Annotated in this window: 21 protein-coding genes; 19 read left to right on the forward strand and 2 right to left on the reverse strand. The window is 57.0% G+C overall.

Annotation, left to right across the window (positions count from 1 at the left end):
• The first annotated feature begins 11 nt into the window (after positions 1-11).
• Together LOH54_RS00885 and LOH54_RS00890 are read left to right on the forward strand one after the other, a co-directional pair.
• Entirely contained in the window at positions 12-305 is a 294-nt protein-coding gene (locus tag LOH54_RS00885; protein ID WP_231019714.1) for a hypothetical protein, read from the forward strand.
• Between the two features lie 4 nt (positions 306-309).
• The gene (locus LOH54_RS00890) at positions 310-783 is read left to right on the forward strand and encodes an AMIN domain-containing protein (protein WP_231019716.1); all 474 of its coding nucleotides are present in this window, start codon (positions 310-312) and stop codon (positions 781-783) included.
• Positions 784-819: 36 nt separating this feature from the next.
• On the opposite strand, the gene metH is transcribed toward LOH54_RS00890, so the two are convergent.
• Positions 820-4,311, reverse strand: a complete 3,492-nt coding sequence (gene metH / locus LOH54_RS00895) for a methionine synthase (protein ID WP_231019717.1) — start codon at positions 4,309-4,311, stop codon at positions 820-822.
• 164 nt (positions 4,312-4,475) lie between these two features.
• Here metH and LOH54_RS00900 point away from each other — a divergent pair, with 164 nt between their 5' ends.
• A complete protein-coding gene (locus tag LOH54_RS00900) occupies positions 4,476-7,040 on the forward strand; it encodes an ABC transporter substrate-binding protein (protein WP_231019718.1) in 2,565 nt (854 codons plus the stop codon).
• A gap of 2 nt (positions 7,041-7,042) precedes the next feature.
• Here LOH54_RS00900 and LOH54_RS12910 read toward each other — a convergent pair whose 3' ends face one another.
• On the reverse strand, positions 7,043-7,171 hold the full coding sequence (locus LOH54_RS12910; RefSeq protein ID WP_255707372.1) for a hypothetical protein: 129 nt from the start codon (positions 7,169-7,171) through the stop codon (positions 7,043-7,045).
• A 182-nt stretch (positions 7,172-7,353) separates the two neighbouring features.
• Here LOH54_RS12910 and LOH54_RS00905 point away from each other — a divergent pair, with 182 nt between their 5' ends.
• From LOH54_RS00905 to LOH54_RS00980, 16 genes are all read left to right on the forward strand, one after another.
• Positions 7,354-7,905 carry a DUF507 family protein gene (locus LOH54_RS00905; protein ID WP_231019719.1) on the forward strand — a complete coding sequence of 184 codons (552 nt, stop codon included), beginning with the start codon at positions 7,354-7,356 and terminating at the stop codon, positions 7,903-7,905.
• On the forward strand, positions 7,902-9,029 hold the full coding sequence (gene carA, locus LOH54_RS00910) for a glutamine-hydrolyzing carbamoyl-phosphate synthase small subunit (RefSeq protein ID WP_231019720.1): 1,128 nt from the start codon (positions 7,902-7,904) through the stop codon (positions 9,027-9,029). The genes LOH54_RS00905 and carA overlap by 4 nt, the downstream gene beginning before the upstream one ends.
• A 56-nt stretch (positions 9,030-9,085) precedes the next feature.
• Positions 9,086-9,859, forward strand: a complete 774-nt coding sequence (locus LOH54_RS00915; RefSeq protein ID WP_231019721.1) for a sulfite exporter TauE/SafE family protein — start codon at positions 9,086-9,088, stop codon at positions 9,857-9,859.
• 223 nt (positions 9,860-10,082) lie between these two features.
• The gene (gene ccoN / locus LOH54_RS00920) at positions 10,083-11,561 is read left to right on the forward strand and encodes a cytochrome-c oxidase, cbb3-type subunit I (RefSeq protein WP_231019722.1); all 1,479 of its coding nucleotides are present in this window, start codon (positions 10,083-10,085) and stop codon (positions 11,559-11,561) included.
• Between the two features lie 18 nt (positions 11,562-11,579).
• Positions 11,580-12,272, forward strand: coding sequence for a cytochrome-c oxidase, cbb3-type subunit II (gene ccoO, locus LOH54_RS00925; protein WP_231019723.1), 693 nt, complete (start codon positions 11,580-11,582; stop codon positions 12,270-12,272).
• A 10-nt stretch (positions 12,273-12,282) separates the two neighbouring features.
• Positions 12,283-12,498, forward strand: coding sequence for a cytochrome c oxidase, cbb3-type, CcoQ subunit (locus tag LOH54_RS00930; RefSeq protein ID WP_231019724.1), 216 nt, complete (start codon positions 12,283-12,285; stop codon positions 12,496-12,498).
• On the forward strand, positions 12,499-13,416 hold the full coding sequence (locus tag LOH54_RS00935; protein WP_231019725.1) for a c-type cytochrome: 918 nt from the start codon (positions 12,499-12,501) through the stop codon (positions 13,414-13,416).
• Between the two features lie 10 nt (positions 13,417-13,426).
• Positions 13,427-13,639: a DUF4006 family protein gene (locus LOH54_RS00940; protein WP_231019726.1), complete on the forward strand. Its 213-nt coding sequence runs from the start codon at positions 13,427-13,429 to the stop codon at positions 13,637-13,639.
• 124 nt (positions 13,640-13,763) lie between these two features.
• A complete protein-coding gene (locus LOH54_RS00945) occupies positions 13,764-14,465 on the forward strand; it encodes a 3-dehydroquinate dehydratase (protein WP_231019727.1) in 702 nt (233 codons plus the stop codon).
• Positions 14,455-14,961, forward strand: a complete 507-nt coding sequence (locus LOH54_RS00950) for a FixH family protein (protein ID WP_231019730.1) — start codon at positions 14,455-14,457, stop codon at positions 14,959-14,961. The genes LOH54_RS00945 and LOH54_RS00950 overlap by 11 nt, the downstream gene beginning before the upstream one ends.
• A gap of 66 nt (positions 14,962-15,027) precedes the next feature.
• Positions 15,028-17,364, forward strand: coding sequence for a PD-(D/E)XK nuclease family protein (locus tag LOH54_RS00955; RefSeq protein WP_231019732.1), 2,337 nt, complete (start codon positions 15,028-15,030; stop codon positions 17,362-17,364).
• Positions 17,361-20,075 carry a RecB-like helicase gene (locus LOH54_RS00960; protein WP_231019734.1) on the forward strand — a complete coding sequence of 905 codons (2,715 nt, stop codon included), beginning with the start codon at positions 17,361-17,363 and terminating at the stop codon, positions 20,073-20,075. The genes LOH54_RS00955 and LOH54_RS00960 overlap by 4 nt, the downstream gene beginning before the upstream one ends.
• A gap of 83 nt (positions 20,076-20,158) precedes the next feature.
• Entirely contained in the window at positions 20,159-20,581 is a 423-nt protein-coding gene (rplM, locus tag LOH54_RS00965; RefSeq protein WP_231019735.1) for a 50S ribosomal protein L13, read from the forward strand.
• A 12-nt stretch (positions 20,582-20,593) separates the two neighbouring features.
• Positions 20,594-20,983 carry a 30S ribosomal protein S9 gene (gene rpsI / locus LOH54_RS00970; protein ID WP_231019738.1) on the forward strand — a complete coding sequence of 130 codons (390 nt, stop codon included), beginning with the start codon at positions 20,594-20,596 and terminating at the stop codon, positions 20,981-20,983.
• 154 nt (positions 20,984-21,137) lie between these two features.
• A complete protein-coding gene (locus LOH54_RS00975; RefSeq protein ID WP_231019739.1) occupies positions 21,138-22,457 on the forward strand; it encodes an OprD family outer membrane porin in 1,320 nt (439 codons plus the stop codon).
• Positions 22,458-22,480: 23 nt separating this feature from the next.
• The gene (locus LOH54_RS00980) at positions 22,481-23,227 is read left to right on the forward strand and encodes a carbonic anhydrase (RefSeq protein ID WP_231019741.1); all 747 of its coding nucleotides are present in this window, start codon (positions 22,481-22,483) and stop codon (positions 23,225-23,227) included.
• Positions 23,228-23,273 lie beyond the last annotated feature (46 nt).

Consider the following 23,273-nt stretch of genomic DNA (forward strand, 5'->3'; position numbering starts at 1 on the left):
ACTGCCTGCCTATGAAGTCCGCTGACACCCCCCCCGAAGAAAACGATGTTGCGTCATCCGCACCCGACATCATTGAACAGTATCTCGGATTCAAGACCAAACATTTTCTGATGGCGCTGGCGGGGGTCGTCATCGGCGCGTTTTACCTCAGCAACCTTCTTTTCGGCAACGCCTCGCTTGAAGTCCTGCTCCAGCTGGAGAACTATGAAGGGCATCTGACCAGTGAAATTGCAAGATTGAAGCAAGAAAATGCCACACTGCAAAAAGAGTATTTCGAACTCAAAGAGCTTGAACCATCGGAGTAAATGCGTGAAATTTTTCCTGATCCTGTTGACAATCACCGCTGCGACCCTGCTGAGTGCAAGGGACAACCCCTTTCTGCCGTCATCTTCATCGCCGGAACCGCTCCCGGCGGAAATAAAAGAAATACCGGTCAAAGAGACAGTTGTTAAAGAGCTGCCTGTGAAAGAAACGCACTCCTTGGCGACACAGACCGTGAATTTTCAGCAGGCCCGATTTCTCTTCTCGGAGGGGAAAGTACGCATTGAAAGCCGTGACAAGCTCGCAAAGCATTTTGTCATCCGTAAGCCGACGCGCATTATTCTCGATTTTGAGGCGAATGTCGACTTCCCGACACGCAAGCGCGAGGTCAATGTCGCGCCGTTCAAAGAGATCCGAATGGGCATGCATCCGGGTTATTACCGTATCGTGATCGAGTTGGAGAAGCGTGCCGACTATGGCATCGAACCGTCGAAGTACGGATACACTCTGACCCTGAAGTAACAGGCGGCAGAGGGTTACAGAAACCTCATAGCCACACTACACGTTATAGTATGTCGCTTCCTTGTGGTGGATGACGATGGCTGACGTCGACTGCTCCGGATGGATCTGGTAGGTTTCGCTCAGTTCAATCCCGAACTCCTCCGGTTTCAGCAGGTCGAAGAGCGGGCGGTTGAGCTCCAGGTCCGGGCAGGCGGGGTAGCCGAAGCTGTAGCGCGCTCCCTGGTAGCGGTTCATGCGGACATCGGCGAGGGTCGGCCCTTCATTGTCGGCGATATTGAGATCGAGCCGGATCTGCTTGTGGGCAATCTCGGCAAGGGCCTCGGCCAGCTCCACCCCCAGACCATGTACCTGGTAGTATTCATTGTATTTCCCCGCATCATAGAGCTCTTTTTCATAGGTACTCAGACGGCTGCCGGCGCTGACGCAGGAGAGTGCCACGACGTCATGGCGGTCATGGCGGAAGAAGTCGCTGAGTGCGCGGTGGGGCTGTTTGCGCTGGCGTGGGAAGGTAAAGGCGCATTCGGCATCACCGATGATCTGTTCCAGCGGTTCGCGACTGGCGTCAGCATCGCGGTGCCACCCCTCCGTTTCCGGGAAAACAAGCAGGGTGTTGTCATCGGAACGGGCCGGCCAGTAGCCATAGAGGATGGTCGGTTCAAAGAGGCCTTCGTCCAGGAAGAGCGCCTTGAGCTTTTCGTAAGCCGGCCAGACAAGCTCGTCGAGCTGTTTCTCGTAGGCATCTTTCTTCATGCCCTTTGAACTGTATCCCCAGCGCTGTTTGAAGAGGATCTTGTGGTTGATCCACTCGAATGCCATCGCCTTCTGCGCTTCGGTCAGCTTCAGCTCACGCCGCCCCCAGAAGGGCGGTGTCGGTACGCGGACGTCCCGCGAGGGCATTTTCAGCTCCTTAAACGGCGGGATGACGACCTCTTTCTTCTCGGCCTGCTCGGCGACTTCCGGGGCATTCGGGTGGAGGTCGGTGTCCAGGTTGCCCGCTTCGATGCGGCTCATCGCCGTGACGCCGTCAAAAGCGTCTTTGCAGTAGAAGATCGGGCCGTCGTAGCTGGGGCGGCAGAAATCCTCGATAAAACTGCGTGTGAGCGCCGCACCGCCCAGCAGAATGGGAACGGTGATCCCCGCCGCTTTCAGCGCCTCGAGGTTCTCTTTCATCACCTGGGTCGATTTGACGAGCAGGCCGCTCATGCCGATGGCACTGGCACTGCTCTCTTGTAGGGTTTTGACGAAGTTGTCCAGTTCGACCTTGATCCCGAGGTTGATCACCTTGTAGCCGTTGTTGGTGAGGATGATGTCGACGAGGTTCTTGCCGACGTCGTGTACGTCCCCTTTGACGGTACCCAGCACGAGGGTTGTGTCGACGGCCTTGTCGACTTTTGGCAGGTAGGGGTTGAGGTGGTCGACGGCAGTTTTCATCGTTTCGGCGCTCTGCAGCACGAAGGGGAGCTGCATCTGTCCCGAACCGAAGAGCTCGCCGACGACTTTCATGGCGTCAATGAGAATTTCGTTGACGATCTTTTCCGGGGCGATTTCGCTCCTTGCCTCCTCGACAAGAGGGATCATCCGCTCCTTGTCACCGTCGAGCAGGAGCTTCGCGATCTTCTCTTCGGTCGAGAGTGCGTTGTAGGCTTCATCCTCCGCGGCACTGTCGACGGCCTCTCTGTTGCCGAAATGGTCGATGAAATCGAACAGTGACTGTCCCTCCGGTTTCTTGTCGAAGAGGAGGTTCTCGCACGCTTCGAGGTCCTCGTCACTGATCTTCGCCATCGGGATGATGTGCTTGACGTTGATGATGACGGAGGTGAGCCCCGCTTCGATACAGTGGTGCAGGAAAACGGAGTTAAGGTAGGGTCGGGCGTCCTTGTCCAGGCCGAACGAGATATTCGAAAGCCCCAGGATCGCCCCGACCTCCGGATGGCGGGTGCGGAGTTCGCGGATCGCCTCGATCGTCTGGACGGCCGCATCGCGGTACTCTTCGTCCCCACTGCCCACGGTAAAGGTAAGAACGTCGAAGACGAGGTCCTCGGGGTTGAGCCCGTGCTTCTCGGTAGCCAGGGTGTAGATACGTTCGGCGACCTCGAGTTTGCGCTCGACCGTTTTGGCCATCCCCTCTTCGTCGATCGTCAGACAGACGAGGGCAGCCCCGTATTTTTTCGCCAGCGAACAGACGGTATCAAACTTCTCGATCCCGTCTTCGAGGTTGACGGAGTTGATGATCGGCTTGCCACCGATCAGCTTGAGCGCTTCTTCGAGTGCCGGGGTCTGGGTGGAGTCGGGCATCAGCGGCAGCGGGATCTTCTGGGCGTAGAGGCCCATCACCTTGTTCATGTCCTTTGTTTCGTCGCGGCCGGCGAAACCGACGGAAACGTCGAGGACGTGGGCCCCGGCCCGTACCTGCTGCTGACCGACGCTGAGCGTCCCTTCATAGTCCTCATCGAGGAGGAGTTCCCGGAACGCTTTGGAGCCGGTGGCGTTGGAGCGTTCGCCAACCAGCAGCGGGGCGGGCTCCTGCATCAGCGGAACGGCGTTGAAGAGCGAGGCGAGCGAGGTCGGCTGGGAACCGGAGGGCGCCTTGGGTGCAGTGGCGTGCACCCGCTCACAGAGCGCTTTGATATGCTGCGGCGTCGTCCCGCAGCAGCCACCGAGGAAACTGACGCCGTCATAAGAGAGGAAGCTCTCCTGACGGTCGGCGAACTCGTCGGGCCCCATCGGGTAGTAGGTGTAGCCGCCGCGGTTCTGCGGAAGGCCGGCATTGGCATGGATGGAAATGGGTTTGCCCCAGACGTCGCTTAAGGCCTTGACATGTTTGGTGTACTGTTCCGGGCCGGTCCCGCAGTTGAAGCCCAGCGAGAGGATGTCAAAGGGTTCCATGATGACAGCGAGGGTCTGGGCATCGGTACCGATAAGCATGGTACCGGCCAGTTCGATCGTGCCAGAGACCATGACGGGGAGGTCGGTGCCGCGCGACGCGTTGGCCGCCTCGCAGGCGTGCAGGGCCGCCTTGATCTGCAGCGGATCCTGGCAGGTCTCGAGCAGGAACACGTCGCAGCCGCCGTCAATGAGCCCCTGGGCACACTCAGTGTAGCCTTCAAGCATCTCGTCGTAGTGGATGTGTCCCAGCGAGGGGAGTTTCGTGCCCGGACCGATGGAACCCAGCACATAGCGCGGGTGCTCCGGGGTGCTGAAGGTGTCGCACACCTCTTTGACGCGCTGCGCCCCGGCCTTGGAGAGCTCATAGGCGCGGTGCCCGATGCCGTACTCGTCCAGGACCCATGAGAAGGCGCCGAAGGTGTTGGTGGTGATCATGTCGGCACCGGCGTTCAGGTAGGCGTGGAAGATGTCGCGCATGATCTCGGGAGCGGTGACGTTGAGCAGTTCGTTGCACCCCTCATTGCCTTCCCATGCCGCTTCGGGGATCTGCTCATGGCGCTGTTGCAGCTGCGTACCCATGGCGCCGTCAATGATAAGCGGCCGCCGTTTGATGGTTTCTAAAATGGCGTTTTTTACGGACATGATCTGCTTTTTTTCTGCTTATTTTATCGCAGGGGAGCATAAAAGCGGATGAGATATGACGGCCAGCTTTTTCACCTAAAAGACGCGTTTTGAAACAAAATCACAAACGGTCATACACTATTCTAAACATTGACCTGTTAAAATTGTTGAAAAAAGGGTAATGCATGCGCCTTCATGCGGTTTTGCTGGTATTACTGTTCTTGTCGCTGGCGCTGAGGGCGCATGAAGCGCGTCATGAGCACATCGTGCTGCAGCTGCAGTGGCTGCCCCAGTTCCAGTTTGCCGGCTACTATGTTGCCAAGGAAAAAGGGTTTTATACCGACGCCGGCCTCGACGTCGAGATCCGCGTCATGAAACCGGAAACGGACGTGGAGCAGGAGGTTCTGAGCGGCCGGGCGCAGTATGGGACGGGAAGGACATCGCTCCTGGTCAATTACGAGAGCGGTGCACCGCTTGTGGCGATGGCGGCCATTTTCCAAAGTTCGCCGATGATGCTTCTGGTGCGGGAGGATTCGGGCATCCGTACGATCAAGGACCTGCGCGGCAAGCGGGTCATGATGACCAGCGATGTCCAGACGGCGGCATCGGTCCAGGCGATGCTTCGCAATGCAGGCATGAAGGAAGAGGACCTCGTGCTGATCCACCACACTTTTGACCCATTGTCGCTCGAGCGGAATGAAACGGATGCGATGGCGGCGTACTCCTCCAATGAGCCCTATGTCCTTGCGCAGCGCGGCATCAAGACCTTTGCGATCGACCCGAAAGTTTCGGGATTTGATTTTTACAACGACATTCTTTTCACCTCCCAGGCGGAACTGAAGCAGTATCCCGAACGTGTCAAACGCTTTTATGAGGCGAGTCTGAAAGGGTGGCGCTACGCCTTCGCCCATATCGACGAGACGGCGGAGATGCTTTTCGAGAAATACAACATGCAGCATAAGAGCCTTGATGCGCTGCGTTTCGAAGGGGAAGCCCTCAAAACGTACGCCCTGAAAGACGATACGCCGCTGGGGGATCTGAGCATCGAGCGCCTCAAAGCGATCTACCAGGCGTATGTGCTGCTGGGATACATTAAGGGTAGCCGGGATATCGGTGCCTTCGTCTATCACCCGGAGCGGCTGCGGCTTACGGCAGAGGAACAGGCGTGGCTCGGGCAGCACCCCATCCTCCGTGTCGGCGTGGACCCGGTGTGGCCGCCGATCGAGTTCATGTCGCGAAAGGGCGTGTACGGCGGCGTCTCTTACGGGTTTATGCGGCGTGTCGCGGAAAAACTGGGGGTGCGCATCGAAGCGGAGCCGAAGCGGAGCTGGCAGGAGGTTGACGAGGCGTTGAATGCACGGGAGCTGGATGTCGCCGCCGCCATCATGGCCGTGCCCGAGCGGCACGCCTATATGAACTTTACCCGCCCCTACCTGACCCTGCCGATGGTCATCGTCGGCGGCGAATCGTTTCAGTATGTTGGGGATCTGACGGTACTGAAGGGCAAACGTGTCGCCGTGGTGAAGGATGATGCAGCCGATATCTTTTTAAAGCGCGATTTCCCGCAGATCCAGCGGATCCAGACGAAGAGTCTACCCGATGCGCTAAGGATGGTCGCCTTCGGACGGGCCGATGTCGCGGTGGATGCGCTGGCCGTCGCCAGCTACGTGATCGCGAAGGAGGGGCTGAACAACCTGCGTATCGTCGGACAGACGCCCTACGACTACGAGATCGCGATGGGTATCCGCAGCGATTGGCCCGAACTGCAGGCGCTGATGCAGCGCGCCATTGACAGTATCGGGGACGAGGAGCGCGAGGCGATCTACCGCCAGTGGGTACCGACGGTCTACAAACACCAGTTCGACTACGCCCTGCTGTGGAAGATACTGGGCGTCCTGGCCGTGATCGCGCTGCTGTTCGGCTATAAGTACATCCGTCTCGATGAGCTTGTAAGACGCCGTACCCGTGAACTGACGGAGCTCAATGCCACACTGAATGAGCGGGTCGAAGAGGCGGTGGGCGAAAACCGGGACAAGGAGCGGATGATGATCCAGCAGGCGAAAATGGCGACCATAGGGGAGATGATCGAATCCATCGCCCACCAGTGGCGCCAGCCGCTCAACGTCATGGGAATAGGCATTGCCAACCTCGACCTCAAACGTCAGCTGGGAAAGGTCGACGACGAGGAGGTCGACAGGCTGATCGATATCGTGCACCGCCAGGTGGACTACATGTCCCAAACCATCGACGACTTCCGCAACTTCTTCAAAAAAGACAAACAGCTCGAAACGGTCCGGCTTCGCACCCTGGTCGATGAGGTGCTCGGGCTGGTGATCCCCGCGTTGGAACAGAAGAAGATCGACGTGGTAGTCGATGTGCCGGAGCAGATCGAAGCGGAACTCTACCCCAACGAGCTCAAGCAGGTGATCCTCAACCTTGTCAGCAACGCCAAAGACGTGCTCCTGCAGCACGGGGCCGAGGCGAAAAAGATCAGGATCACGGGAAAAGAGGAGGGCGGGGATCTCCTGCTTTTTGTGGCGGACAACGGCGGCGGCGTGCCGGAGGAGATTATGGAGAAGATCTTCGATCCCTATTTTACGACCAAGTTCGAGTCGCAGGGAACGGGTATAGGGCTCTATATGTCAAAAATCATTACGGAGAAAAACCTTAAAGGGCACATTTCGGTCGAAAACAGGGACGGCGGCGCAGAGTTCGTCATCCGGTTGCCCAAAAGGCAGAAGGGGGCGTAACACTAGCGGCGTCTGCAGGCGCCGTCAACCATCCAGGCGGTCGACGCTGTTCGGCAGAGGCGTTTGAGTTTAGCCTGTTCGGCGGAGGTGAGGTTGCGTTCGGTGGCATCGGTTTTGTGGCTGTAAATCATGGACTCTCCTTTATGCATGCAGGGTGCTGCGCATCCAAAGGGCATCATAGTATAGTCGCGTTAATGCGGCGTAACGGGAGCGTTGCGCGTTCTAACCTCATTGTAATCGAATACCCGCTAAAATAGCGAAAAAATCTGGGTGCACGTTCCTGTGAAACGGGGCGCCCGCAAGGGTATGGGCTATGAAAGTGACACTCGCGCAGATACCGCATCTCGCCAACCGCGTCGCCATCGAACTGGCACGCAGCGGACTGGTGACAATGACGCAGGGGATGGACCCTATTGTCGCCGAAGCGAAAAAGATACTTGAAGAGAGCGTAAAGCAGGAAGCAGCCCTCGAAGCGCGCGTCAAGGAGATCGTCAACGACAACGAGGACGAGATCGACTTTTACCAGGCAGATGACCGCCAGCTCTTCTTTATGATCAAGAAGAAGCTCGCGCCCGAATACGGTGTCATTCTCTCCTACGAAGACCGCTTTTCGGACCTGGCGCACAAGATCCTCGATGCGATCTACGAAGAGGACCTGATGAACTACGACGTCAGCGAAAACAGGCTCAAAAACATCATCTATGATGCGATCACCTCCTTTATCGCGGACAACGACGAGATCGAGCGTGCGGTGAACGAGAAGATGAAGTCGTTCCAGAAACAGCTCATCCCGGGCACGGATGAGTACGAACTGCGGTTTGAAAAACTCTACCGCGAAGAGCTGACCCGGAGGGGGCTTGCATGAAAACAGCATGGATCTATCTTGAGAACGGCACCTACTTCGAAGCGATGAGTTTCGGTGCCGAGACGACGGCGGTCGGCGAGATCGTTTTCAATACCTCGATGAGCGGGTACCAGGAGATCGCGACGGACCCCTCCTACGCGGGACAGTTCGTCACCTTCACGATGCCCGAGATCGGCAACGTCGGTGCGAACGCCGAAGATATGGAGAGCACGGCGGCCCATGCGAAAGGGATTATCGTCCGCCAGTACCAGCCGCGCTACTCCAACTTCCGCGCCGAGGAGTCCCTTGACGCGCTGTTGAAGCGTCACGGCGTCATGGGCATCTGCGACATCGATACCCGCTACCTCACGAAGATGCTGCGCACGGAGGGGGCGATGATGATGGTCGCTTCCACCGAGATCAGCGACAAGGCCGAACTCAAGAAGGTGCTGGAGAGCTCCCCGCGCATCGAAGAGGTGAACTACATCGAGCAGGTCAGCACCAAAGAGGCGTACAAGCATACGAACGGTACCTACGATGCTGTCAATTTCCGTTATAACGATGCCCCTGAAACGCAGGCGCGCATTGTCGCGATGGACTTCGGCGTCAAACGCAACATCCTCAACGAGCTGACCCAGGCGGGGATGGCCGTCGAGGTCGTGCCCAATGCGACCTCTGCCGAGACGCTGATCGCGCGCTACGAGGCCAAAGAGATCGACGGCGTCTTCCTCTCCAACGGGCCGGGGGATCCGCTGGTTCTGAAAAAGGAGCAGGAGACGATCAAGCAGCTGATTGCGGCAAAAGTGCCGATGTTCGGCATCTGCCTCGGGCATCAGCTGCTCTCCATCTCCCACGGCTACGACACCTTCAAGCTCCGGTTCGGCCACCACGGTGGCAACCACCCGGTGAAGAACGTCAAAACGGGTATGGTCGAGATCACGGCGCAGAACCACAACTACAACGTGCCCGAAAACATCACCGAGATCGCCTCGGTCACGCATACGAACCTCTTTGACAGCACGATCGAGGGGCTGCGTTACAACGACGCTCCGATCTTTTCGGTGCAGCACCACCCCGAAGCGAGCCCGGGACCGAAAGACAGCGAATACGTCTTCGGCGAATTCCTCGCGCTGATGAAGCGCTGAGTTAATTCTGGCCTAACACTCAGAGGCTATACTCTGTAAAAACAGTGGGAGCGACAGTGACATCAATAGAGTGGACGGCCATTATCACCTTCGCCCTGCTGGGCTCCATTGGTCACTGCATCGGCATGTGCGGAGGCTTTATCGTTACGTACACGACCGCAAAGATCAAACCCCGCTTCTCCAAAACCCAGAGTGCTTTTTACCACTTCCTCTATAATATCGGGCGTATTACGACCTATACGCTCTTCGGTGCGCTGTTCGGTTATTTCGGATCGTTCTGGGACGTCAGCCCCCTGACGCGCTCCATTATGTATGCCGTGGCGGGGGTGATGATGATCCTTATGGGACTCTCCTTTGCCGGAAAGCTCAAGTTTCTCACCTCCATCGAGGTGCCGATTACGAACTACAGTTGGTTCAAGCGGGTCTTCACGGCGCAGCTGACGTCGGCGACGCCGATGAGTTTTTATATTCTGGGCGTTTTGAACGGCCTTTTTCCCTGCGGCCTCGTCTATACGATGCTCGTGACGGCGACAACGACGCAGTCGGCACTCTACGGCGCGGCGGTGATGGCGATCTTCGGGCTCTTTACAATCCCGACGCTCTTCTCCTTTGCCTACGTCGTCGGGTTCTTCTCCCAGACAAAATTCCGCAGCGTCATGATTCAGCTCGCCGCCGTGACGGTGATCGCATTTGGCGGCTGGACACTGATGAAAGCGTACCTGCAGTTCGAGACGTGGTACAACGCGCCACAGAAGGGGCAGCCTCACGGTATTTCGCGGAGCGATACCCCCTCAGAGTGCCCTGAAATGGTAATCAAAACTATAAGCTGATACGATTTTACCCACGAAGATGAAATTAAACTTAAAAATTTAGTTAAACTATCAATATCTCTCACATTTTAAAAAATTTAAGATTCATTAAATATTTCCGCTGTTAATATGATGGGGTCAAATAGTCTCGGAAATGGAGCGTCTGCAAAACCGTAAGCGTGCTTTTGGTTTTGCAGGTGCCCGTCCGGGACCTTTTACGCTTTGAAATCTAAGGAGGCTTGTAATGGAAAATCGTCCATTGGAGTACGACTATACAATTGCCAAATTGTGGATGTTTATGACAATTGTATTGGGTATTGTCGGAATGCTGATCGGTGTCATCTTGGCATGGGAACTGGCATTTCCGAGTGTGAACCTGATTGCCGGGGAAGGGCTCGCTGAGTTTACGAACTTCAGCCGTCTGCGCCCGCTGCATACAGATGCAGTCATTTTCGGGTTTACGGTTAGCGGTATCATGGCGACGTGGTTCTACGTTGGCCAGCGTGTACTGAAGGTGTCTATGGCGGAATCGAAGTTCTTGATGGTAACAGCAAAACTTCAGTTCGCCCTCTATCTTCTCGCGGTCGTTGCGATCGTTGGTTCACTGCTTTTGGGGATCACGACGTCAAAGGAGTATGCAGAGTTTGAATGGCCGATCGATATTCTGATCGTTGTTATCTGGGTCCTGTTCGGTATTCAGATCTTCGGTCTCATCGGTATCCGCCGTGAGAAATCACTGTATATCTCTGTCTGGTACTACATCGCAACTTTCCTCGGTATCGCTATGCTTTACCTCTTCAACAATATGGAAGTTCCGACGGCGCTGCTCTCCGGTGCGGGTGCATGGTACCACTCTGTTTCCATGTATGCGGGTACGAATGACGCGCTTGTTCAGTGGTGGTACGGTCACAACGCCGTTGCCTTCGGGTTCACGGTTCCTATCGTTGCAATGATCTACTACTTCCTCCCGAAAGAGTCCGGTCAGGCGGTTTATTCCTATAAGCTCTCCCTGCTCGCATTCTGGGGTCTGATGTTCGTTTACCTCTGGGCCGGCGGTCACCACCTGCTCTTCTCTACGGTACCTGACTGGATGCAGACAATGGGTTCTGTCTTCTCTGTCGTCCTGATTCTGCCGTCTTGGGGTTCTGCGATCAACATGCTGCTTACGATGAAAGGTGAGTGGAACCAGGTTGCGACCAACCCGCTGATTAAGTTCATGGTTCTTGCGTCTACGTTCTACATGTTCTCTACGCTCGAAGGTCCGATCCAGGCGATCAAATCTGTTAACGCACTGGCGCACTTTACTGACTGGATCGTCGGTCACGTACACGACGGTGTTCTCGGTTGGGTCTCCTTCATGATCATTGCAGCACTCCTGCACATGGCACCGCGTGTTTACAAACGCGAGATCTACTCCAAGTCTCTGATGAACACGCAGTTCTGGATCCAGACACTGGGTGTTGTCCTGTACTTCACTTCCATGTGGATTGCGGGTATTACGCAGGGTATGATGTGGCGTGCACACGATGAGTTCGGTAACCTCGCTTACTCTTTCATCGATACCGTTACAGTCCTGCACCCGTACTACACGATCCGTGCTGTTGGTGGTACACTCTACTTCCTCGGTATGTTCATGTGGGCATGGAATATGTACAAAACTGCGACTGCCGGCCGCCGTGTTGAAGAGAGCGAACTGCAAAGCGCTTCGCCGATGGCAGCGTAAGAAAGAAGGAGGGGAAATATGTTTCACTGGTTAGAAAAGCATCCGTTCTTTTTCGCGGTAGCCGTTTTTGTCACAATTGCGTTTGCGGGTCTCATTGAGAACCTGCCGAACTTTGCGGAGGCTTCCCAGCCGACGATCGGTACGAAACCGTACTCGACGTTGGAACTGGCAGGCCGCCATGTTTATATCAAGAACAGCTGTAATGCATGTCACTCTCAGCTGATTCGTCCGTTCAAATCCGAGACTGACCGCTACGGTCACTACTCCCTCAGCGGTGAGTATGCGTATGACCGTCCGTTCCTCTGGGGTTCCAAACGTACCGGTCCGGACCTGATGCGTGTCGGTAACTACCGTACGACAGACTGGCACGAAAACCATATGAAAGATCCTGCAGCGATCGTTCCGGGTTCCATCATGCCGGCGTACCGCTGGATGTTCAAAAACCTGGCGGATATCGACACCGCTTATGCGGAGCAGGTCACGGTCAACAAGGTGTTCAACGTACCTTATAACAAGCCGATCCCGATGACAGACGGCGGTACGGCAACGGTCAAACTGGCCGGTTCACTTGACGGTGCGAAAGCCGATGCGCTTGCCGAAGCTAAGCTGATTGCAGCAGACATGAAAGATCAGGATGTCAAAGATATGGTCGCCAACGGCCAGGTTCCTGAAATTGTTGCTCTGATTGCATATCTGAACAGCCTGAAGTAAGGACTAGCGCGTGGATGTCAACACCTTTTCGGCGTATGCCTACTTCTTCTTTACGGTGTTCTTGGTGGTGGTGCTATATAGCTACATCTACCACCTCTATAGCAGCGAGAAGAAAGGGCGTCGCAATTACGAGAAGTATGGTGATATGGCGCTCAATGACGATATTACCGATAATCCGGTAGAAAGCGTCTCGGAAAACGAAGAGACGAAAAAAGAGGAGGCATAAATGAATAAGCTGTATATTTTAGGTGCCCTGTTCATTGTGATCCTGCTGGGAATCACATGGCAGATGGCCGGGGGCATTCTCGGCGGCAAGGACTATATGGGTGCACTGGCGCTTCTGGGTGCGGCAGCGACGGCGATCATCGCGGTTGTTGTGGTTACCAAGTATGTTCGCCAAATGCAGATGGACACCGCTTCTGGTGAACTTGCAGAAGAGAACTGGGACGGCATCGGTGAGTATAAAAACGAACTGCCGTTCGGCTGGGCGATCATCTTCGCCGGCCTGGTCATCTGGGCGGTTTGGTACTTTGTTGCCGGCTACCCGGTCAACGCCTATTCACAGATCGGTGAATACAATGAAGAAGTGGCAACGCATGACGCGGAGTTCAACGCGAAATACGCTGACATGGACGCTGATACGAAAGTTGAGATGGGGAACTCGGTCTTTATCGTTCAGTGTGCTCCGTGTCACGGTCTCGCGGCAGACGGTATCGACGGCAAAGCGGCGAACCTGAACCAGCGTCTTGAAGTCACCACGGTCAAATACGTTATCGAGAACGGTTCCAACAACCAGCTGCTCGGTACGGAAATGCCGATGCCGGATCGCAACGGTCTGTTCAATGCGAACACGGGTGCGCTGATCACGGATGCGGAGATCGACACGGTTTCCAAATACGTTGCTAACGGCATGAAAGGCGCCGGTGCTGATATCTTTGCCGGAACTTGTGCGGCATGTCACGGTGCGGACGGTATGGGTCAGCCTTACGTTGCGCCGAGCGTTGCAGCATTTACGCCGGAACTGGTTGTCAATGTTCTGAACCACGGTAAGAAGGGTGCGATCGGTGCAATGCCGGCCTTTGCCAACCTGACCGACATTCAGAAAGAAGCGCTGGGTGCATACGTGACCAGCCTGAGTAAATAAGGAGCGATAGATGGAAAATACGAATAGAGGTGTTTTCGCGCTTGACGGCGTCACCGGTATGCTCATCGCAACGGTCCTGCTCCTGGGTATCCTGGTCTATCTTACGATGATGGCACTGGGGGCACAGCAGGCTAACGCGGACAAGTTCTACAAAATCGAGAACGAGAAGTCGATCCAGATGATCAACAAAGATAACGCGGCGAAACGCGTTTTGGTTAACTAAAAGGAGGGGTAAATGAAAATTGATATGAACTTTATCATTACGGCGCTGCTGGTTGTCAGCGCTGCCGTTACCCTTTGGGCGGTACTGACACCGAACCACCTTTTCGTCGGTTAAGGAAACTTAATTGACCTTTCCAAGAGGGCTGGCGGCCCTCATCCTCACGCTAATCACTTCCCTGAGTCTCCATGCGAATTTTTTATATAAAGACGATGTCGTCCACAACGATCTTTTTGCCAAGCAGATTGAAGCCTATGGTGACGAGCTCTATGGAAAAACCGGTGTATCGCTCTATCTGGTCATGTTGCACGATCTGGAGGAAAACCAGACGATTGCCGATCTGAAAAACATACTTGCTGACGAGCTGCAAGAGCCGTTTGTCGTTTTGGCTTTCGTTGAAGAGCGCAAAGATGTCGAGATTTTCGCACAGCCGTCGTCATTATATAAGGATTTCAACCGCAAGCAGGTGCTCAGCCCCAACGCAACGTTTGCAGATGCGCTGATCAGTGCCGTGATGTTCGCCCGCAGCTGGGAAAATTACAATGAAATCATGGACAACTACGGCGGGACGATCCTGCCGATTCTCGGCCAGAAAACAAAAGGCGTGGATACGGTCAAAAAGTACTCCGTCGCGATGTACAACGGCTATGCGGATATCGCAGACCAGATCGCCGAGACCCGCAACGTAGAGCTTAGTACTTCCGCAGGAAACGAAGGTAAGATTTTTCTTGATCTTTTGCGTTTAGTCTTTTATGGCATCATTCTTTACGCACTTATAATCTTTATAAGAAATAAGATGAGAAAAAGGAAACAGACTGATGAGCAGTAACCCCGGGAGAAAATGGCCTTGGATCGTGGTCGGAGGCATTCTGTGTGTCGTGGGACTGAGCTACTGGACGGTGCAGAAAGCGCTCGACAATCCGGTACAGTTGAGCGATCTCGATATGCAGGACTACCGCCACTTTGAACATGACGCCAACGCGATCATCCGTAACAAGATCGCCTTTGACAAGAAGTATGAACTCACCTATGTGACGGAGACATTCAAAGCCGACGGCGCCGTCGTCAAGTTCAAGCTGCTGACACGCGACGGGACACCCGTGGATGACGCGAATGTCACGCTGCGTCTGACCCGTCCGGGTACCCATGCGTATGACATGACCGTCGCCCTGGGGACGGTCGAGGGCGGCATCTACACCTTCGAGACGGTCACCCTGCCCAAAGAGGGGCGTTGGGATATCCTCGCCCAGGTCAATATCGGTGACGACAAGCGCTACCTGAACCTCAAAGCCGATACCCGCTACCCCAACGTCTTCGAATACTGACACCGGGTCATCTTTTCCCCTTTTTCAGAACGGTAGCGCTATACTCCTCTTTAAAAAGGGGAGCCTGTGACGACGGTATTGCCGACATCCCGCGCCATCAGGGAACAGCTGCTGGAACTGCGCTCCCAAAACACGCTGTTGCAGCGTTTCATGACGATGGGCGAACTGATGTCGCGGGCGGTCGTCGTCGAGGGCTTCGGGAACGTCGACCCTGACACCCGGACCCTGACGCTGCTTGAAGCCGCGGACTTCGACGCCTTCTCCGAACTCAAAATCGAGCGCAACTTCTTTACTTTCACCCGCAACGCCGCCTACCTTTTCCGCTTTTTCGAAGAGCTCTCCGGGGAACTTGTCGACATCGACGCCCTCGACAGCGCAGATACCTACGGGGACTTCGCCGAGCACATCGCCATCTTGAAGCTGCTGCGCGAGCGCTACCGGCAGCTCTGCTTCGAGCGCAAGATCCTCGACCGCATCTTCGTGCCGGAACTCTACCGGCTGAACCGCGCGTGGGTAGAGGCGCAGGGCGCCATGGAGGTGCTTGCCGAGGGGTATTTGACGAATTTCGAGCTGCAACTCCTGCGGGAGATCGCCGGACTGGTGCCGCTGACGCTGCGTTTTGATGCGACGCCCTATAACGGGAAAATGCAGCAGAAGCTTGCTGAGCTCGGGGTGGAGACGGCGGTGGGAAATCAGTACCAGATCGATCTCGCCTCGCTGTCGATCGCGGAGACGGTGCCGCTGCGGCACGAGGCAAGCATCAAGGCGATGCCGCTCTCCGAGCGGATTTTGCAGTCGGCTTTTGTCAAGCAGAAAGTGTACGAGATGATTTCGGAGGGGATCGTACCGGAACGGATCGCCGTCGTGCTGCCGGACGAGGGGTTTGTCCCGTTGCTGCGGGGTTTCGATGCGGAAGGGAACTTCAACTTCGCCATGGGCGAAGGGGTGCAGCAGAGCCTCTTCGTACGACGCTGCGAGGCGCTGATGGCCTTTGCCGAACACCCCGGCGTCGAGAACACGATGCGGCTTGAGCGGCTTTTCGGGGAGGGGTACCGCGCTATGATCTCGCTGTATGCCGAGGGGTGCGACAGCGACCGCTTCACGGAGGTGACCGAGGCGCTGCTTGAGGGCGAATCCGAAGCGGTCGGCGCCATCGTGCGCGAAGAGCGTTTCTATTTCGAGCGGCTGATCCCGAGGCTGGGGGAGAGTTCTCTGCGCTCGCTGCTACACCTCTTTATCAACCGGGTGCGAGGAAGGAGCCTGGACGACGTACGCGGGGGGAAGGTGACCGTGATGGGTGTGCTGGAAACAAGGGGCTGCCGATTCGACGGGGTGATCATCGTCGATTTCAATGACGCCTACGTGCCCCACAGAAGCGACAAGGATCTCTTCATCAACTCCCTGGTGCGGGGACGGGCGGGGCTTCCGACGACGGGGGAGCGCGAAGCGCTGCAGAAACAGTTCTATTACCAGCTCATCTCCCGCGCCAGACGGGTGGAGATCAGCTACGTCTCCAACGAGACGACCCTGCCGAGCCGCTTTCTCAAAGAGATGGGGATCGACACGGAGCGCCGCTACGCCGACGATGCCTGGGCGGAGATTCTCTTTTCCCGCACGCCGAAGCGTTCGCTGCCGGTCGAGGCAGTCGAAGCCGATTACGATTTTTCCGCCCGGCCGCTCTCCGCGACGGCACTGAAAACCTTCCTGGAGTGCCGCCGCCGTTTCTATCACCGCTACGTTGCCGCGATTGCGCCCCACGAACTGCCGAGGGAGATGCCCGAGGAGCACGCGATCGGCAACGCCCTGCACAACGCCCTGCGCGACGTCTATGCGGAACAGGAGCAGTACCGTGATGCGAAAACGCTCAAGGCCGCCGTGGCCCAGGCCCTTGCAGCGCACAGCGGCGGCAGCCCGCTGGAGCGATTTCTGGAGCAGCTGTGGCTCAAAAAACTGGACCCTTTCTTTGAACATGAGATCAACCGCTTCGCCGAGGTGCGGGTCAAAGCGTGCGAGACAAAGCTGACGATGGAACACGCCGGACTGACGCTTGAAGGACGGATCGACCGCATCGACCACGGGCCGGAGGGGTTGGAGGTGCTGGATTATAAAAGCGGGAAGTACCCCCTCTACACGGTCAAAACCGTCGAAAACGCGACGGATTTCCAGCTGGAGTTCTACGCCCTGCTGTCGGAGCAGCAGGGCGAGGTCGCCTACGCGGGCTATTATGACCTGAACAGCGGGGAGATTATCTGCGACCCGCTGCACGGCCGCAAACGCGAGCTGCTTAATGAACATTTGGCGGAGCTGCGCGAGACGAAACGCTTCAGTTTCGACATGACTGAAGAGCTTTCGGCCTGCCGCTTCTGCGACTATGCCCACCTCTGCCAAAGGGAGATGCAGTGAGCGGTTTTGTTCCTTTCCAGGCCCTGATGGCCAGTGCGGGCAGCGGGAAGACCTTCAGCCTTGTCGTGCGCTACCTCAGCCTCCTCTTTATGGGGGAGAGCCCCGACGAGATCGTTGCATTGACCTTTACGAACAAGGCGGCCAACGAGATGCAGGAGCGTCTGATCGAGGCGTTGACGCATCTGCACGAGCGCGATGAACTGAAAGAGATCGCGGCACTCTGCGGTGCGGACGACACGGCGATCCTGCAGCGGCGTCCCGAGGTATTGAAACGGCTCTTGGCCGCCGATACGAAGGTGATGACGATTGACAGTTTCTTCGCGCGGATTCTGCGGAAATTCGCCCTGCACGCGGGGATCATGCCGAACTTCGGCACCTTCGAGGCGCAGCATGAGCTGAAGGTGATGGCGCGTTTTCTGAAGCTCTGCGAGATCGAGGGGAAGGAGAATACCCTCGTCGCGATGGCGCAAATCAGCGCGAAACGGGTCAGCGATATCTTCGGCCTCCTCGATGCCCTCTACGCCAAGGCGCCGCAGCTGCGTCATCTGCAGTTCGAGGCGGCGGCGATGGCTCCGCACGAGGCGCGGGCGATGGCGCTGCATGCGCAGCTGGTGGCACTGTTTGGGGGCAAGGCGCTGAGCGACCGGGGGCGCAAAGCGCTGGAGGCGGAGAGCGTCGAGGCGCTGATCGGCAAAACCTGGACGGTGAAGCCCTCTTTGGAGTACTGGGACTTCAAAAAGCACCATGATCCCCAGATGGACGTGCTGTTACAGCAGCTGCAGGGGGCGCTTCAGGGGTATATGCAGGCCAAAGAGCAGACCTTCTTCGCCCATCTCTTTGAACTGCTCGATCTCTATAAGAGTGCGAAGCTCACCGTGGCCAAAGAGGACAATGAGCTCAGCTTCGACGACATCACGGCCCTGGTCTACTACCTGCTGGGCGAGCGCATCGACCGGGAGTTTCTCTATTTCCGCCTTGACAGCCACATCTCCCACCTGCTACTCGACGAGTTTCAGGACACCTCGGTCCTGCAGTTTGAGATTTTGCAGCCGCTCGTGGAGGAAATGGTCTCGGGCAGCGGGGTGCGCGAACACCACTCCTTCTTCCTCGTCGGGGACGTCAAGCAGTCCATCTACCGCTTCCGCGGCGGCACCAAGGAGCTGTTCGGGGCGGTGACCGGCAGGTACGGGCTCACGGTCGACTCGCTGCGGACGAACTGGCGCAGCAGCGTGAACGTCGTCACCTTCGTCAACGACACCTTCCGCGGTCGCATCGACGGCTACGAGGATCAGCTCACCAAGCCGGGGGCGCGCCCGGGCTACGTGGAGATCGTCGAGGACGAAACGCCGCTGGAGGGGATGACAGCCATCGTCGAACGGCTGCTGGCCCTCGGGGCCGCTCCCGGGGAGATCGCCGTACTGACGGCGACGAACAAGGACGGCGGCGCCGTCCAGGAGACGCTCAACGCCCGGCAGATCGACGTGGTGACAGAGACGACCTCGCGGCTGATCGCGCAGCGGCGGGTCCGCGCGGTGATCGAATACCTCAAATACTGCTATTTCGACGCGGAGATCTATGCCCGAAACTTCTGCGCCCTGGCCGACATCGCGGTGCAGCCGCTGCCGCGGCCCGCGCGCGCCTTTGACGCGCCGGCGGAAGCCGTACGGGAGGTGACCGTGCGTTTCGGGCTTTTTGACGGGGATCTGAACATCGTCCGTTTCCTGGAGGTGCTGGAGCGCTTCCGTGACCTGGAGGCCTTTTTGTTCGAACACGAACGTATCGATACGAAGGCCGTCACCCAGGAGCGCGAGGGGGTGCGGGTGCTGACGGTCCACAAGTCGAAGGGGCTGGAGTACCCCTATGTCGTCGTGCTCGACCGGCTGGGGCGCAAAAAAGCGGACACGGCCCCGATCCTCTATGCCTACGAGGGGGTGGAGCTGCGCACGCTCTATCTGCGCCAGAGCAAACGGGCCGAGTTCGACCCCGGGTACGCCGCGGCGCTGGAACGCGAAGCCGCCCTGGCGGATGATGATGCCCTCAACGCCCTCTATGTCGCCTTTACCCGGGCCCGGGAGAATCTTTATGTCGTGCGCAAACCCAAAGAGTCGATGTTCGAGCGGCTCGGCCTTACGCCGATGACGCTGGGCGAGGAGGGGGTGCTGGCCGCCGCGCCGGCGCTGCCGGAGGCGCCGAGGGATATCCCCTATACACCCCTGGCCCTCGGACGGCAGACGGAGGTCGTTAGCGCCGAAAAGGCGGCCGTCGCGGAGGAGCCCTTCGCCGTCACCTTCGGGCTGGCGATGCATTATGCGCTGGAGATGATGGCCGCCTTCGAGCCCGAGGCCCTGGCGGCGGCGATGACCGCCGTCACCAACCGCTACGGGGCACTGCTCGACGGCGGCGTATTTGAGACGATACGCGCAAGGCTGACGCGCCTGCTGGGCGATGAAACCTTCCGCCGCCTCGTCGAGGGGGAGATCGCCCGGGAGCAGCCGCTGATGTATGAGGGGGAGCTGCGCTACCTCGACCTGCTGGTGCGCCAGGAGGAGCGCTGGGTCGTCATCGATTACAAAAGCGCGCGCCGCTACGAGTCCGAACACCGCGAACAGGTCGGGTTCTACGTCAAGGCGGTTCGGGCGATCACGGAGATGCCGGTGGAAGGGTACCTCTGTTATGTGCTGGAAGAGGGGGTGGAGATCGTTGGGGTGTGACCCTTATACATAACTTAAATTCAGTAAATTATAAGTTTAAACGGATATACTTTCACACTTTTATATTCACTAAGGGTCGCAAGATGAAATTTACGAAAATTGCATCGCCTGAGCAGATCGAGCGCAACTGGGTGCTGATCGATGCTGAAGGCAAAACATTCGGCCGTCTGATCACGGAAGTCGCGACGCGCCTCCGCGGTAAAGACAAGCCATATTTCACACCGAACGTTGACTGCGGCGACTTCGTCGTCATCATCAACGCTTCCAAAGCGAAGTTCAACGGTGCGGGCAAAGTCGCAAACAAAGAGTATTTCACGCACAGCGGTTACTTCGGTAGCACAAAGAGCGTCAAGATGACCGAGCTTCTCGAGAAGAACCCGGAAAAACTCTACAAGCTGGCTACACGCGGTATGCTTCCGAAAACGAAGCTCGGCCGTGCAATGCTGAAAAAACTCAAAGTCTATGCAGGCGAGGAACACCCTCACACTGCACAGATCGCTAAGTAAGGATACTGAATCATGGCAAAAACATACGCAACTGGACGCCGCAAGTCTTCCATCGCAAAAGTATGGCTGACGCCGGGTACGGGCAAGATTACCGTAAACGGTCTCTCCCTTGATGCCTGGCTGGGCGGTCTCGAAGCAAAAAAACTGCGTGTCAAGCAGCCGCTGGCAATGACGAAGCAGGACAGCTCTGTTGATATCGTCGCCACAACACTCGGCGGCGGTTTCGGCGGCCAGGCCGACGCGCTTCGCCACGGGATCTCCCGTGCCCTCGTCAAGTACGACGAAACGTTCCGTGCGGTCCTCAAACCGGCGGGTATGATGACACGTGACTCACGCGTCGTCGAACGTAAGAAACCGGGTAAACGCAAAGCACGCCGTTCACCGCAGTTCTCCAAGCGTTAACGCTTTTTCTGCTCCCTTCGGGGCAGATATTCACTTTCTTTATCTTTCTTTCACAAAACATTCAACTTTATTTATTTTTCTTTCTTTACCCGTTTCGTTAGAATCTGCGCACTTTTTTTTCAAGGGTTGGGTATTGAAATATCTAATAAGTGGCATGATGGCCCTTTCGGCGTCGCTGATGGCGGCAGACAACACTGTCGCGGCGTGGTTCGCGGACGGAAAGGCATACGGCAATATCCGGTACTACTACATTGAGACGGATAAGGATAACGGCGCAGGCACGACCTCTTCGGCCCACGCCAACACGATCGGCGGGGAACTCGGTTACGAAACGGCGGAGCTGCATGGTCTGAAGATGGGGGCGACCTTCATGACGACCAACCCCTTTGCGCTTCCCAATGTGGTCGATACCTCCATTATCGGCAAGGACAACGGTGTGCGCGGTGTGGCGGACCCGACGCAGGGCTTCTCCGTCCTGGGGGAGGCCTACCTGCAGTACAGCCGCGGGCCGATGACCCTCTGGTACGGCCGTAAAAAATATGAGACACCGCTCATTCATACCAAGGAGGTCCGGCTGCTTCCCTCCACGGTCCAGGGGGGGATGGCCGCGGCAACGCTGGGCGGAGCGACGCTCAGCATCGGCTACCTCGACCGTTTCAAACAGCGCACCTCCAATGACTTCGTCAATATCATCGAACACGCCCTCGGTGCGGACACCGAGACGGTAACAGGGCACACTGCCGGTTACGTGGCCCCCGTCAGCATCGTCTACAGCGGCTACGGCGCGAAGCTGGAGGCGTATGACTACTGCAGTCCCGACTTTATGAATGCCCTCTACGTCGGCGCGGGCTATACGCATGCGCTGGGAACGAGCGGGGCGCTCCTGAACGTGGGGGCGCAGTACATCAACCAGCAGAGCATCGGGAACGCCGCGGACAACCTTGAGAGCAACACGTCTATTACCGGCGGAAAGAAGCTGAACAGCAACGCCTTCGGCTTCAAGGCGACGCTCTCCCACCACGAGGGGAGCCTCTTTGCCGCCTACACGAAAGTACTTCGCAGTGCGAGCGACCATGACTCGCTCGTGCTTCCCTGGGACGGTACGCCGCTCTTTACGAACATGATCACGTCAAATGACCTCTTCCAGTCGCTCTACGGCAGTGCGTTTCAGGCCGACAGCGCCTATATCGGCGGTACCCAGGGGATCAAACTCGCTTATGCGCAGGGATTCGACTTTACGGGCATCAGCGGTTTCAAGGCGACGGTCAGCTGGGCGCAGTTCAGTAACAACCGCCCCGGGTATGACAAGGACCAGCAGGACATCAACGCTGTGCTGGCTTACAAGCGTGACGCCTTTTCACTGGCGCTCAAGGGGATCTGGGTCAGCAACAACACCGGGGCATCCAAGGACGGCACCGTCAGTCAGCTCGACAGCCTCACCCAATACCGCGTGATCGCGAACTACACCTTCTAACGTCATCATAAAAAGGAGAAGAAATGACACTCAAAACATTGGCACAATCCCTGGTCGCGGCGGCACTGATCGCTACGGCCTCCTCTGCGGCGGAACATGAATCGAAAGCGCACCACGAAGCGCACTGGGACTACGCGGAAAACGGTCCGGCCCACTGGGAAGAGTTCAGCAAGACCTGCGGCATCGGACATCACCAGTCCCCGATCAACATCGTTCCGGGCAAGTCCATCGCTCTGAACCCGCAGTATGTGCTCCACCTGGATGAGGATATCCATACGACGGCGGATATCATCGACAACGGCCACTCCATCAAGGTCACGCCGAAAGCCGGGGGAATGATTGAGCTTAACGGCGAAAAATTCCGTCTGCTGCAGTTCCACTTCCACGGCAAGAGCGAGCACACCGTCGACGGCAAGCGTTACGACATGGTCGCGCACATGGTCCACCAGAACCCGGAAACGAAGCAGCTGGCCGTGGTCGCCGTCTTCTTCACCGAGGGCAAGAACAACCCGATGCTTGACAACATCGTCGGCAACGTCGGCCGCGAAGCCCGTATCGACCCTCAGGATCTGCTGCCATCCGATACCGCGCACTACTTCCACTACATCGGCTCCCTGACGACGCCGCCGTGTTCGGAGAACGTACAGTGGTACCTGCTGAAGACGCCGGTCGAGGCCTCCAAGGATCAGATCGACGCGTTCCGCAAATACTACGTGGACAACGAACGTCCCGTCCAGGAGCTTTTCGACCGCTCCATCGAGGCGAACTAAGCCTGATTCGCCTCCTTTCGGGGGGCAGCACCCCTTGTTCTAATCT

This window comes from Sulfurimonas sp. HSL-3221 (genome assembly GCF_021044585.1).
Taxonomy (GTDB): Bacteria; Campylobacterota; Campylobacteria; order Campylobacterales; family Sulfurimonadaceae; genus Thiomicrolovo; species Thiomicrolovo sulfuroxydans.